The organism is Streptomyces sp. NPDC030245 (assembly GCF_055572995.1).
The window spans coordinates 1,008,511-1,021,268 of the sequence record NZ_JBVICF010000001.1 but is presented as its reverse complement, the minus strand read 5'-3'; the positions used below and the strand labels follow the sequence as shown (position 1 = coordinate 1,021,268).

General features: G+C 69.9%; 11 protein-coding genes. 8 read left to right on the top strand and 3 right to left on the bottom strand.

Going from position 1 to position 12,758, the window contains the following annotated elements; translation table 11 throughout:
- The first annotated feature begins 26 nt into the window (after positions 1–26).
- Positions 27–497 (top strand): NUDIX hydrolase, encoded by a 471-nt coding sequence (locus ACZ4Z4_RS04480; RefSeq protein ID WP_468321950.1) that lies wholly within the window; start codon positions 27–29, stop codon positions 495–497.
- Here the strand turns inward: ACZ4Z4_RS04480 and ACZ4Z4_RS04475 are convergent.
- Positions 485–1,045, bottom strand: coding sequence for an HD domain-containing protein (locus ACZ4Z4_RS04475; RefSeq protein WP_468321947.1), 561 nt, complete (start codon positions 1,043–1,045; stop codon positions 485–487). The genes ACZ4Z4_RS04480 and ACZ4Z4_RS04475 overlap by 13 nt on opposite strands.
- Positions 1,046–2,279: 1,234 nt before the next feature.
- On the opposite strand from ACZ4Z4_RS04475, the gene ACZ4Z4_RS04470 reads away from it, so the two are divergent.
- The 7 genes from ACZ4Z4_RS04470 to ACZ4Z4_RS04440 all read left to right on the top strand — a co-directional run bounded on the left by ACZ4Z4_RS04470 (position 2,280) and on the right by ACZ4Z4_RS04440 (position 10,797).
- On the top strand, positions 2,280–2,417 hold the full coding sequence (locus tag ACZ4Z4_RS04470; RefSeq protein WP_468321944.1) for a hypothetical protein: 138 nt from the start codon (positions 2,280–2,282) through the stop codon (positions 2,415–2,417).
- A 587-nt stretch (positions 2,418–3,004) separates the two neighbouring features.
- Positions 3,005–3,694, top strand: a complete 690-nt coding sequence (gene mtrA, locus ACZ4Z4_RS04465) for a two-component system response regulator MtrA (protein ID WP_189176211.1) — start codon at positions 3,005–3,007, stop codon at positions 3,692–3,694.
- 1 nt (position 3,695) lies between these two features.
- Positions 3,696–5,822, top strand: a complete 2,127-nt coding sequence (gene mtrB, locus ACZ4Z4_RS04460) for an MtrAB system histidine kinase MtrB (RefSeq protein ID WP_468321941.1) — start codon at positions 3,696–3,698, stop codon at positions 5,820–5,822.
- Positions 5,812–7,674, top strand: coding sequence for an LpqB family beta-propeller domain-containing protein (locus tag ACZ4Z4_RS04455; protein ID WP_468321938.1), 1,863 nt, complete (start codon positions 5,812–5,814; stop codon positions 7,672–7,674). Before mtrB ends, ACZ4Z4_RS04455 begins: the two co-directional genes overlap by 11 nt.
- A gap of 100 nt (positions 7,675–7,774) precedes the next feature.
- Positions 7,775–8,842, top strand: coding sequence for a ComF family protein (locus ACZ4Z4_RS04450; protein WP_468321935.1), 1,068 nt, complete (start codon positions 7,775–7,777; stop codon positions 8,840–8,842).
- Between the two features lie 324 nt (positions 8,843–9,166).
- Positions 9,167–9,859 carry a ribosome hibernation-promoting factor, HPF/YfiA family gene (hpf, locus tag ACZ4Z4_RS04445; protein ID WP_468321932.1) on the top strand — a complete coding sequence of 231 codons (693 nt, stop codon included), beginning with the start codon at positions 9,167–9,169 and terminating at the stop codon, positions 9,857–9,859.
- A gap of 194 nt (positions 9,860–10,053) precedes the next feature.
- Positions 10,054–10,797 (top strand): response regulator, encoded by a 744-nt coding sequence (locus tag ACZ4Z4_RS04440; protein WP_468321929.1) that lies wholly within the window; start codon positions 10,054–10,056, stop codon positions 10,795–10,797.
- Positions 10,798–10,810: 13 nt separating this feature from the next.
- On the opposite strand, the gene ACZ4Z4_RS04435 is transcribed toward ACZ4Z4_RS04440, so the two are convergent.
- Positions 10,811–11,974: a winged helix-turn-helix domain-containing protein gene (locus tag ACZ4Z4_RS04435; protein ID WP_468321926.1), complete on the bottom strand. Its 1,164-nt coding sequence runs from the start codon at positions 11,972–11,974 to the stop codon at positions 10,811–10,813.
- A 50-nt stretch (positions 11,975–12,024) separates the two neighbouring features.
- A complete protein-coding gene (locus ACZ4Z4_RS04430) occupies positions 12,025–12,597 on the bottom strand; it encodes a GNAT family N-acetyltransferase (RefSeq protein WP_468321923.1) in 573 nt (190 codons plus the stop codon).
- Between the last annotated feature and the right edge of the window lie 161 nt (positions 12,598–12,758).

The window sequence follows — 12,758 nt, the reverse complement described above, 5'->3', positions numbered from 1 at the left end:
CTTTCCGGGCATGCGAGGCTGGGCACATGGCTCGCGTCGACTATTTCAATGATCCCCAGGCCCCGAAGGCGAACAGCATCGTCCCATCGGTGACTGCCGTCGCGCTGAACGAGGTCGGTGACATCCTGCTCATCCACAAGACCGACAACAACCTATGGGCCTTGCCCGGCGGAGGTATCGACGTCGGCGAATCTGCCGCAGATGCCGCGGTACGGGAGACCAAGGAAGAGACTGGCTTCGACATCGAAGTCACGGGTTTGGTCGGCCTCTACACGAATCCCGCGCACGTCATGGCATACGACGACGGTGAAGTGCGCCAACAGTTCTCGATCTGCTTCACGGCAACCATCGTCGGTGGGCAGCTCCGTACGAGCAGCGAGAGCAAGGAAGTTGCGTTCGTTCCCCCGAGCAGGCTGGGCGAGTTGAACATTCACCCGTCCATGCGCATGCGGATTGACCACGGCCTTGCCGACCGGAACGAGCCCTACATCGGTTGATCATGCAGACGCGCAAGGGTCCGCTCGACAGCCGCACCCAGGTACGGACGCGCCTTGCTGATCGCGGTGTGGACTTCGGAGCCAGGCTCGTATCGAACCAAGATTTCGTCCATCCGCTGATCGAAGTCGAAGGACTGCCCAGCCGGCCCAGTCGTCATATCGGCGTAGATCAACGCATCGAGTACCGGCGAGTCTTCACGGTCATAAGCGGCGAGTTCGACAGACAACCCACGCTGTTCAGCCTCATATACGGCCCCGGAGTGGTGCGCTACCAGCCGTACGAGTCGATCGGGCGCCCCCAGCGACTCTAGATGGCGGGCCCCGTCCAAGGGGTGGAATCCGGTTTCCCGTAGCTCCGGGGCGTAGCCCAGATCGTGAAGCCAGGCAGCGGCGATGAGGAGGTCTCGATCAGATTTCTGAACGGCGGGGGTGGCCTCACGAGCACGTTGTGCCACTGCTTGGGTGTGCAACCAGCGGTTCCCGAGCGGCGGAAGCAGCGACTCAGCCAGTTCGGCGGCTCCCTCGGGGGTGTCCAGTGCAGAACGCATGAATCGCACCGTAGCCGAGTCGGGCAGTCAGCCGACAGCCCGTGCCCCGGCATCCTGCGGCCGACGCGGTAGAACTTTCCCTACTTCATCAAGGCTCGCTGCGCTCGCGGCCGTCCATGGCCAGCCGCGAGCGCCAACCACCCCTTGGCCAGGGCTTCGGCCCCTGGTTTTGTGGGTGAGCCCACCGCGCACCGCCGCCGCGATCCGGCCTTGGAGGGGGAAGACCTCAAGAAGCCGTAGAACCTCAAGCGTACGCACGGACGCACAACACCCCCATCAAGACCACAGACCCGAGCTGTCCCCGAAGGGGATCAATCCAAGGACCGAGGGCCACATATCAGCGGGGCGGCGCCGGTCGGCCGCCGCCCCGCTGCCTCCATGTCTCCGCCACCGGCTGCGCGGCGGCGTCCGCCCGTCACCACCCACAAGCGGCCAAAACCCAGCACCGCGCCATAGGGCACAGGGGATAGCCGCACAGCAGGTCACAGAAGCTTTGGGTTACCGAATAGGCCGGATCGCGGCGGCGGCACACGGCGGGCTAACCCACTACCCGTGGCCACGGCCCCAAGCCGGGATGGTCGACCCACCAAGGCAGTGGCCGGCCCCCTGCCGCATGCCTCGAAGGAAGCAGGAAGACCACCCAGGCTCCGCACCCGGGCAGGACCGCACCGCCAGCCGAGCCCCGCGGGAGTTCCCAGCGTGCCGATGCCGGACGCCCTGCCGGCCGTGGGCCACCACGCGCCGCGGTGGGCAAGAGGCGGGGAAGGATGAGGTGGGGTGGGGGTGGGGAAGGTGGGGGCTGGGGCGGTCGGCTCCACGGCTTTAGGCAGCCACTTTGGGGCGAGCCTCTAAGATCATGGCCCCGATTCGGACCTTGCGGGCAGGTCCACTGACTGCCCGAATCGCGATGAGCTTAAGGGGCCATGATCACTCGCCCCAAAGCAGCTCCCGCCCAAAGCCGCTCCACCGACCGCGCTGCCTGACTGCGAGCCGTGGGGCTGCCGCGCCGGCGTGCCGAGGCGGGGGCGGTGTGCGGGCGTTCGCCCGTGGTCGTGGGTTGGCTCGGTGGGGGTGTCTGCCGGTCGGCACCGCTGTCCTGATGCCCAAGGGCAGCACGAACCTGGGAGGGCGCCCAAGGTCGTTCAGACAGTGGGGTGCTCCACCTTGTGCGCCCTCCCAGAACCGTGCTGGACGAAGCCCATCAGGACAACGGCACCGACCTAGGGAGCACACCATGGCCTGCACCAACCCCCAGTGCAACGACGGCATCGTCCCCAACCCGTACGCCGAAGACCCCGAGGACGTCACCCTCTGCCCCGACGAGAACCCCGGCTACGACCCCCGCGACTTCCTCGACTACTGCGAAGGCTAAGCACCACGGGCCCCGGCTCAGGTCGGGGCCCAACGCCGCTCCGCCGCCGGTGAGGTGGTGGTCAGGCGTACCAAGTTGAGAGCAGACCCGCGGCAGTCGCACACACAAGGCCCAAGGCCGCGAGAACTGCGGGGGCAGTGACGTCTGGGGCTTGCTCAAGGCCGACCAGTTCTATGCGCTCGCGAATGTGGATTACGTCGTTCCAGGTGCTCTCGGTCGGGACCTCGTCCCGTACCCGCCGGCTCCGCTCTTCATCGGACAAGGCCGGATCGTCCATGATCTCTCTGTACCTCTGGAACTTGCTCCGAAGTGTGGTCCGGCGTCTGCTGACTCGCTTCCAGAGCAACCAGACCCCAACCCCTGGCAGGAGGCCACCCGCGAGCGTCAGAATGCTGATCGTAAGTTTCACCTCTGCACTATGAGGTCTGCGTCACATGGCCGGAAGAGTCGGACCTTGATCCACATCTGACATCCGCTACTGACATCAACGGCTACGCACACGGGCAGACACCCAGGGTCGCGGAGAGCTAACGCCACTGGTCAGTGACCTATCTCACCACTGCGTTCGCTGCCGTTATGAGAATGGGATGATGTCAGGCATGAAGGGACGAGTCCTTGTCGTCGACGACGACACCGCACTGGCCGAGATGCTCGGGATTGTGCTGCGTGGTGAAGGTTTTGAGCCGTCGTTCGTAGCTGATGGCGACAAGGCGCTGGCCGCTTTCAGGGAGGCAAAGCCGGATCTTGTACTGCTCGATTTGATGTTGCCGGGGCGTGACGGCATCGAGGTGTGCCGCCTGATCAGGGCGGAGTCCGGGGTGCCGATCGTCATGCTCACGGCCAAGAGCGACACGGTGGACGTGGTGGTCGGCCTGGAGTCCGGGGCCGACGACTACATCGTCAAGCCGTTCAAGCCGAAGGAGCTCGTGGCCCGGATCCGGGCGCGGCTGCGGAGGTCGGAGGAGCCCGCGCCGGAGCAGCTGGCCATCGGTGACCTGGTCATCGACGTGGCCGGGCACTCCGTGAAGCGGGACGGGCAGTCGATCGCGCTGACGCCGCTGGAGTTCGACCTGCTGGTCGCGCTGGCGCGCAAGCCGTGGCAGGTGTTCACGCGTGAGGTGCTCCTCGAGCAGGTCTGGGGCTACCGGCACGCGGCGGACACCCGCCTGGTGAACGTGCACGTCCAGCGGCTGCGGTCCAAGGTCGAGCGGGATCCCGAGCGGCCGGAGATCGTGGTGACCGTCCGTGGTGTCGGTTACAAGGCCGGACCGAGCTGACGTGTCCCGGGACAGTTCCACCTCGGCGCCCGGGGGTCCGGGGGCTCGCTCGGGGCGGACTGGCCCGGCGCGTCGCGCGTCCCGGTTCGGGCGGCTCGTCGACGGCGGGCTGCTGCTCCAGGGCGGGGTGCAGGGCAGCCCTGTGCTCCGGCTCTTCGTGCGCTGGGTGCGCCGCCCGCTGCTGCCCGCGGTGCGGCTGTGGCGGCGCAACATCCAGCTGAAGGTCGTCGTCACGACCCTGCTGATGTCGCTCGGCGTGGTGCTCATGCTCGGCTTCGCCGTCATGAGTTCCGTGAACAACGGCCTGCTCAAGGCCAAGGTGAAGGCGTCGCAGAGCCAGGCCGACGGTGGTTTCCGGGCCGCGCAGGACAGCGTCAACGCGGCGCGGCAGAGCACCGGGCAGGGCCAGGGACAGGACGGCAGCACGGTTGACGGGCGTAACGCCGCCGTGTGGATGTCCGACCTCGTCGAGCAGCTCTCCAGCGGCGGGCAGAACGCCTTCGCCGTGGTGACGCTGAGCCCCACCTCCGCGGGCGACTCCGGAAGCGTGCGCGGGTCGCGTGCCTCGGGCGGCGTGGAGCCGATACTGAGCGTGCCCGAAGAGCTGCGCCGTCAGGTTGACGACGGCACCGGCGTCTACCAGGCCAATACGCGGGTCGTGTACGACGACGGCCGTGAGCCGCAGTCCGCGCTGGTGATCGGCAAGCGGCTGAACGACCTCAACGGCGATCCGTACCAGCTGTACTACCTCTTCCCTCTGACGCAGGAGGAGGAGTCGCTCAACCTGGTCCGGACGACTCTCGCGACCGCCGGGCTCTTCGTCGTGGTGCTGCTGGGCGCCATCGCCTGGCTGGTGGTGCGCCAGGTCGTCACGCCCGTTCGCATGGCGGCGGGCATCGCCGAGCGGCTGTCCGCCGGGCGCCTTCAGGAGCGTATGAAGGTCACCGGAGAGGACGACATCGCGCGGCTCGGTGAGGCCTTCAACAAGATGGCGCAGAACCTTCAGCTGAAGATCCAGCAGCTGGAGGAGTTGTCGCGGATGCAGCGGCGGTTCGTGTCGGACGTGTCGCACGAGCTGCGTACGCCATTGACGACGGTACGGATGGCCGCCGATGTGATTCACGAGGCGCGGGTGGACTTCGATCCGGTGACCGCGCGGTCGGCGGAGTTGCTCGCCGACCAGCTGGACCGGTTCGAGTCGCTGCTCGCGGATCTGCTGGAGATCAGCAGGTTCGACGCGGGGGCGGCCGCGCTGGAGGCCGAGGCGATAGATCTGCGTGAGGTCGTCCGCCGGGTCGTCGGCGGCGCGGAGCCGCTCGCCGAGCGCAAGGGCACGCACATACGGATCGTGGGCGACCAGCAGCCGGTGGTCGCCGAGGCCGACGCGCGGCGGGTGGAGCGCGTACTGCGCAATCTCGTGGTCAACGCCGTGGAGCACGGTGAGGGCAAGGACGTCGTGGTGCGGCTCGCCGCCGCGGGCGGCGCGGTCGCCGTCGCGGTGCGGGACTACGGAGTGGGTCTCAAGCCGGGCGAGGCGACCCGGGTGTTCAGCCGTTTCTGGCGGGCGGACCCGGCGCGCGCGCGTACGACCGGTGGTACGGGCCTCGGCCTCTCCATCGCCCTGGAGGACGCGCGGCTGCACGGCGGCTGGTTGCAGGCGTGGGGCGAGCCGGGCGGGGGTTCGCAGTTCAGGCTTACGTTGCCGAGGACGGCGGACGAGCCGTTGCGGGGTTCGCCGATACCGCTGGAGCCCGACGATTCGCGGCGCCACCGCGGGCTGAACGACGCGGGGCTGCCCCTCGGGGGCGGGAGCAAGCTGGCGACGGTCCCCGCGCAGTCGTCCCTGGCGGCCTCCGAGCGGGTTCCGCCGCCCGTGCCGGCGAAGGGGCCCATAGCGCCGCGGCTGGTGCAGACCGGGCCCGTGGACCCGGCGGCGTTGCCCGGCAGCGGGGCGCGCGTCGTGGCGCGCCGGCAGCCGGACGACGAGCCGCCGCCGGGTGAGCGCCCGGCGGGTCCCGGTGGCCCGAGTGGCGCGGGTGAGTCCAGTGGTGCGAGTGAGTCCGGGCGTCCGAGTGGTGACGGTGTCGGGCAGTCGGACAGGGAAGAGGAGAACACTCGTGGGCGCTGATCCCGACGGGCACGGACGCCGCGCGGGCCGCAGGCGTCCGCTGCGCACCGGACTGCTCCTGGGTGGCTGCGGCGCGCTCCTCGCCGGATGCGCCTCGATGCCGGACAGCGGGAATCTGAAGTCCGTCGACGCCTCGCAGCGTCCGGACTCGCAGTCGCAGGTCCGTGTCTACGCGATGCCGCCGCGCGAGGGCGCCCGGCCCATCGAGATCGTGCAGGGCTTCCTGGAGGCGCTGACCAGTGACGATCCGAAGTTCGCGATGGCGCGCAAGTACCTGACCAAGAAGGCGTCGCGGGAGTGGAACCCGGAGGAGTCCACGACGGTGCTCGCCGACGGCCCCAACACCGACGCGGGCAACGCGGGCAACGAGGGCGAGGGCAGCCGCCGCTACTCCCTGACCGGTCATCAGGTCGCGCGGGTGGACGAGCAGCACGCGTACCGTCCCGAGGACGGGGCGTACAGCCAGTCCCTGCACCTCAGCCAGAGCGGCGGACCGGGCGGGAACGAGTGGCGCATCGACCAGCCGCCGCCGGGTGTGGTGCTCGGTGAATCGGACTTCCAGCGGATCTACCGGCCCGTCAACAAGTACTACTTCGCCGGGCCCACCGGAGCGGGCGTCAGCGGCCGGACGGGGCTCGTCGCGGACCCCGTCTACATCCGCCAGCGGATCGATCCGCTGACGCAGACGGTGAAGACGCTGCTCAAGGGGCCGACCAACTGGCTGAGTCCGGTGGTGCTTTCGAGCTTCCCCAGCGGTACGGAGCTCAAGGACCCCGAGAAGTCGCTGACGCTGGACGACCAGAACCGGCTGACCGTGCAGCTCAATAGCCGGTCGGACGGCGCCGGGCAGACCAGGTGCAAGGAGATGGCGGCGCAACTGCTCTTCACCTTGCAGGACTTGACGCCTTCGGGGGTCGAGCAGGTGACGCTTCAGCGTTCCAACGGCTCGATGCTGTGTGTGCTGAGTCAGGAGCGTGCCGAGACCGTCGCGGCGCACCGCAGCGCGGACCGGCCCGACTACCAGTACTTCGTCGACCAGGAGCACCGGCTGGTCCGGATGTCCGCCAACTCCGGGAGCGCGGCGGATCCGGAGCCGGTGACGGGGGTCCTCGGCACCGGTGACCAGCCGTTGCGCTCGGCGGCCGTCTCGCGCGACGAGCAGCGCGCGGCCGGGGTGTCCCTCGACGGCAAGTCGCTGTACACGGGGTCGCTGCTCTCGGACGACGTGCTCGGCAAGGCGCAGCTGCGCAGCAGGGCGAAGTCGGAGGAGGACCGCCTCTCCACGCCCAGCTGGGACGGCAGGGGCAATCTGTGGGTGGCCGACCGTGACCCGAAGCGGCCGCGGCTGCTCTGGCTCGAGCAGGGCGCGGGTGAGCCGGTCGAGGTCGAGGTGCCCGCGCTGGACGGGCGCGTCCAGGAGGTGCGGGTGTCGGCCGACGGTGTGCGCATCGCCTTCCTCGTGGAGAAGGACGGCAAGCAGTCCCTGTGGATCGGCCGGGCCGAGCGGGGCGTCGGCAAGGGGGAGCGGCCCGAGATCTCGGTCCTCGACCCCACTCCGGCGGCGCCGCGCATGGAAGAGGTCACGGCCATGTCGTGGGCGGGCGGAAGCCGTCTCGTGGTGGTCGGCAGGGAGACCGGTGGCGTGCAGCAGATCCGGTACGTCCAGTGCGACGGCTCGGTGCTGCCGGGCACCGCGCTGCCCGGCCTGACCGGCGTCAAGGAGATCGCGGCGTCCGAGGACGAGCGGCAGCCGCTGGTGGCCCACTCGGACGACGGGATCGTGCGGCTGCCGACGGGTTCGCAGTGGCAGACGGTCGTGAAGGAAGGGCTGGCGCCGGTCTACCCGGGCTGACCTGAGTCTTCGGGCAACGCGGCGTCAGCGGCGGGCAGTTGTCCACAGGTAGTTATCCACAGGGGTGGCCGGGTGGTGGGCGGCTTGGCAGAGTGGGGGCATGCGGGGGTGGTGGCAGGACCTCACCGACCTGGTGCTGCCGGCCGAGTGCGGAGGCTGCGGGGAGCCCCGGGTGGCACTCTGCGACGAGTGCCGCGCCGCTCTGTGCGGTTCCGTGCCGCGCCGGGTGCGGCCTGACCCGGAGCCGCCCGGGCTGCCGGTGGTGCACGCCGCCGCGCCGTACGAGGACGCCGTGCGGGCCGCGCTGCTCGCGCACAAGGAGCGGGGCGCCCTGGGACTCGCCGCCCCACTGGGCGCGGCGCTCGCCGGAGCCGTGTGGGCGGGGCTGCGGGGTGGGTGCGGGGGTGGAGACGTGCGGGGCGCGCCCGGGGCCGGAGCCGTGTGGGCGGGGCTGCGCGGTGGGCCCGAGGGCGAAGCTGCGTGTGCGGGGCCGCGGGGCATGCCCGGGACCGGAGCCGTGTGTGCGGGGCCGCGGGGCATGCCCGGGACCGGAGCCGTGTGTGCGGGGCCGCTGGATGGATCCGGGGGCGGAGCCGTGTGGGGCGGTCCGGGGGGCGAATCCGGGGGTGGGGGTGATAGCGGGGCGCTCGCCTGGGTAGACGGCACACAGGATGGATCACAGGGGCGTGTGATGCCGTTGTCGCTCGTTCCTGTGCCCTCGGCGCGGGCCGCCGTGCGGGCCCGCGGGCACGACCCGGTGCGGCGGATCGCCCTCGCCGCGGCGGGTGAGCTGCGGCGGGCGGGAATCCCGGCGCGGGTGCTCGCGGTGCTGCGGCAGCGGCGTGCGGTGGCCGACCAGTCGGGGCTCGACTCCCGGCAGCGGCAGGCCAATCTGGCGGGCGCCCTCACGGTGACCGCTGGAGGCGGTCGGCTGCTGGCGGGCGGTGGCCGGCTCGTGGTCGTCGACGACCTGATGACGACCGGCGCCTCTTTGGCGGAGGCCGCCCGCGCATTGTGTGCCGTACGCATGGAAGGGAACGCGGGAGCGGAGGCCGTACGAGAAGCGGGAACGGGGGTTGTACGAAGGCCGGTATTGGGCTGCGAGAACACGGTCGGCGCTGCCGTTGTCGCCGCGTCGCCGGATTCTTTCGAAATAAACCGGAACTGACCGGGAACTTGCATCGTTGCAGGTGATGAGAGGGTCGTTACACCTGAATGGAGGTACGCCGCAGTAGAGGGTGACGACATCCGTCCGGGCGAGATATGTTCGGTTGTGAGGAATGGCGGACGCCGTCCCTCGCATATCGGAATGAATGCCGGTCCGCGCTGGCTGCGTTTTCGCAATCACCCGGGCCGGTGGGGTGGAGATCTTGCCCACGGGGGAGGAGGAGGTGGAAGTCACCGAGTCCGAGGCCCCGGGAGTCACCGGGGTCTGGTGCAAAAGGGAGATGCTCCGCAATCGAAGCGGAGCGATCCGGGAACGGAGTTCTGCGTGGACATCGTCGTCAAGGGCCGCAAGACCGAGGTGCCCGAGCGGTTCCGCAAGCACGTGGCCGAGAAGCTGAAGCTGGACAAGATCCAGAAGCTCGACGGCAAGGTGATCAGCCTCGACGTCGAGGTGTCCAAGGAAACCAACCCGCGTCAGGCCGACCGTTCCGACCGTGTGGAGATCACGCTCCGCGGGCGCGGACCCGTGATCCGCGCCGAGGCCTCGGCCGCCGACCCCTACGCGGCGCTCGACCTGGCCACCGCCAAGCTCGACGCGCGCCTGCGCAAGCAGCACGAGAAGCGCCACAACCGGCGGGGCACCGGCAGGCTCTCCGCCGCCGAGGTCGCCGAGCGGGTCCCGGAGGCGGCGCACTTCAACGGGGACGGCACCATCGCACGCGACGAAGAGCCGGACGGCGTACCGGTCAAGAAGATCGGCTCCCTGGAGATCCAGGGCGAAGGTCCCCTCGTGGTCCGCGAGAAGACGCACGTCGCGGCACCCATGTCACTCGACCAGGCGCTCTACGAGATGGAGCTGGTCGGACACGACTTCTACCTGTTCGTCGACTCCGAGAGCAAGGAACCCAGCGTCGTCTACCGACGGCACGCCTACGACTACGGCGTCATCCGCCTGAACACCGACCCCATGGTCGCCAAGGCGGAGACGGGCGGCGGAGGCGGAGCCCTCGGCGGCTGACGACCGCCCCGTGACAGCCGAGGTGGTGCCCCTGGAGCGCCTGTGCGCCCCCAGGGGCACCACCGTGCGCCCAGTGCGCGCACCGTACCGGCGCCGGGCATGAAATCATGGGCGAGCCGGTCAACCGGTGTGCTGTTGCCTGGGGTTGGCGCAGCAGAGGCACAACAGGCCGCGGCCTTCATGGGGGAGGAACGATGGCGGACAGCTTCGGACCGATGCGTCACCAGGGTGCCGGCGACGGCATCGGCATCGGCACGGACGCGAGCGCCTCACGCAAGGAGCCCATCAGGGTCCTTGTGGTGGACGACCACGCCCTCTTCCGCCGCGGCCTGGAGATCGTCCTCGCCGCCGAGGAGGACATCCAGGTCGTCGGAGAGGCGGGCGACGGCGCGGAGGCGGTGGACAAGGCCGCCGATCTGCTGCCCGACATCGTGCTCATGGACGTACGCATGCCGAAACGGGGCGGCATCGAGGCGTGCACCTCCATCAAGGAGGTGGCGCCCAGCGCCAAGATCATCATGCTGACGATCAGCGACGAGGAAGCCGACCTCTACGACGCCATCAAGGCGGGCGCCACCGGCTATCTCCTCAAGGAGATCTCCACGGACGAGGTGGCGACGGCGATCCGCGCGGTGGCGGACGGCCAGTCGCAGATCAGCCCGTCGATGGCGTCCAAGCTGCTCACCGAGTTCAAGTCGATGATCCAGCGCACCGACGAGCGGCGGCTCGTGCCCGCGCCCCGGCTGACCGACCGGGAGCTCGAAGTGCTCAAGCTCGTCGCCACCGGGATGAACAACCGTGACATCGCCAAGGAGTTGTTCATCTCGGAGAACACCGTGAAGAACCACGTGCGCAACATCCTGGAGAAGCTGCAACTGCACTCCAGGATGGAGGCCGTGGTCTACGCGATGCGGGAGAAGATCCTCGAGATCAGGTGAAAGCCCCCGGAAATCAGGTGAGGGCCCGGACCAGCTCCGCGGTGAGCTCCGGACGGTCCACCCGCTCCACCCGCACCGTGTCGCAGCCGACCCAGGACGCCGCCTCCCGCAGCGCCTGAGCCATCGGGGCCACCGCCTTCGGGGTGTCGAGCGTGACCTGCCTGGCGACCAGGGTGCTGCCCTCGCGCGCCGGGTCGACCCGGCCGAGGAGCCGGCCGCCCGCGAGCAGCGGCATCGCGAAATAGCCGTGGATCCGCTTCGGCTTGGGCACATACGCCTCCAGGCGGTGCGTGAACCCGAAGACGCGCTCGGTGCGCGCCCGCTCCCAGATCAGTGAGTCGAAGGGGGACAGGAGCGTCGTGCGGTGGCGGCCGCGGGGCGTCGTCTCCAGAGCCTTCGGGTCCGCCCAGGCCGGCTTGGCCCAGCCCTCGACCGTCACCGGCACGAGTCCGGAGTCCGCGACGACCGCGTCGAACTGCTCGCCCTTGAGCCGGTGGTAGTCGGCGATGTCCGCGCGCGTGCCGACGCCCAGCGCCTCACCGGCCTGCCGGACGAGGCGGCGCAGGCACTCCCTGTCGTCCAGGTCGTCGTGGAGCAGTGTGTCCGGGACGGCGCGCTCCGCCAGGTCGTACACCCGCTTCCAGGAGCGGCGCTCCGTGCACACCACCTCGCCGTACATCAGTGCGCGCTCGACGGCGATCTTCGACTCGGACCAGTCCCACCACTCGCCCTTGTTCTTCGCGCCGCCCAACTCCGTCGCGGTGAGCGGGCCTTCGGTGCGGAGCTGCTTGATGACCTGGTCGTACGCCCCGGCGGGCAGGTCGTGGTGCCACTGCGGGCGGGTGCGGTAGGCGCGGCGGCGGAAGGCGAAGTGCGGCCACTCCTCGATGGGGAGGATGCAGGCGGCGTGCGACCAGTACTCGAAGGCGTGGGTCTCCGTCCAGTACGCCGCCTCCACCGTGTCGCGGCCGACGGCGCCCAGCCGTGCGTACGGAATGAGCTCGTGCGAGCGGGCCAGGACCGAGATCGTGTCGAGCTGCACCGCGCCGAGGTGGCGGAGCACGCCCCGCACCCCGGCCCTGCGGTCGGGGGCTCCCAGGAAGCCCTGGGCGCGCAGGACGATGCGGCGCGCCTCGTCGGCGGAGAGGTCGATGGCGGGGCTCGGCAGGCTCGTCATGGTCCGAACGATAGGGGGCGGCACTGACAATGCGGCGGGCGCTGCCCGGCTCAGGCCTTCGCGGGCAGGTACGGGTACGGCGACGGCATGCCGAGGTCCGAGGGGAGCAGCGCGCCGACCCAGCAATCACGGAGCGTTCCCTTGTTGAGCAGGCCCGCGCGGTGGACGCCCTCCACGGTGAAACCGGCCTTCTCCACGACCGCCCGCGAGCCGGTGTTGCCGACCTCCGCGCGCCACTCCAGGCGGGTGCAGCCCAGCTCCGTGAAGGCCCAGCGGGCGAGGGCCAGCACGACCTCGCGCATATAGCCGCGGCCCCGGTGCTCCTTGGCGGTCCAGTAGCCGATCTCCCAGGTGCCCGAGCGCGGGTGGTGCAGGCTGGCGGCGGCGAGCAGGGGACCGCCCTCCAGGGGACGTACGGCGAAGGTGTACTCGACGTCGGTGCGCCAGCCCTCGGGCACCATCGTGCGCACGAAGTTCTCGGCGTCCACGCGCGCGTACGGCGACGGCATGGTCGTCCAGCGCTGGATGTCCGGGTCCTGGCAGGCCGCGTAGGTCTCGTCGACGTCCTCGGGGATGAAGACGCGCAGGAACAGACGTTCGGTGGTGAGGGTGACGGGCTCCATCAAACGATTCTGCTGGGACGGAGCACGGGGATCCAGCGTTTTACCGGCTTTCGCGATCACCGTTCCGATGACCGGCCCGGCACCTTCGGCGCCCCTCGTCCGTTGACCTCATGGCACACCTCCCGGCGCGCCCCGGTCCTCGCATACGATGGCCGGTGCCC

Excerpts from the sequence above, each read along its gene's own strand:
- ACZ4Z4_RS04480 (WP_468321950.1), top strand. The coding sequence starts at position 27 with ATGGCTCGCGTCGACTATTTCAATGATCCCCAGGCCCCGAAGGCGAAC.
- ACZ4Z4_RS04475 (WP_468321947.1), bottom strand. The coding sequence starts at position 1,045 with ATGCGTTCTGCACTGGACACCCCCGAGGGAGCCGCCGAACTGGCTGAG.
- ACZ4Z4_RS04470 (WP_468321944.1), top strand. The coding sequence starts at position 2,280 with ATGGCCTGCACCAACCCCCAGTGCAACGACGGCATCGTCCCCAACCCG.
- mtrA (WP_189176211.1), top strand. The coding sequence starts at position 3,005 with ATGATGTCAGGCATGAAGGGACGAGTCCTTGTCGTCGACGACGACACC.
- ACZ4Z4_RS04450 (WP_468321935.1), top strand. The coding sequence starts at position 7,775 with ATGCGGGGGTGGTGGCAGGACCTCACCGACCTGGTGCTGCCGGCCGAG.
- ACZ4Z4_RS04440 (WP_468321929.1), top strand. The coding sequence starts at position 10,054 with ATGGCGGACAGCTTCGGACCGATGCGTCACCAGGGTGCCGGCGACGGC.
- ACZ4Z4_RS04435 (WP_468321926.1), bottom strand. The coding sequence starts at position 11,974 with ATGACGAGCCTGCCGAGCCCCGCCATCGACCTCTCCGCCGACGAGGCG.
- ACZ4Z4_RS04430 (WP_468321923.1), bottom strand. The coding sequence starts at position 12,597 with ATGGAGCCCGTCACCCTCACCACCGAACGTCTGTTCCTGCGCGTCTTC.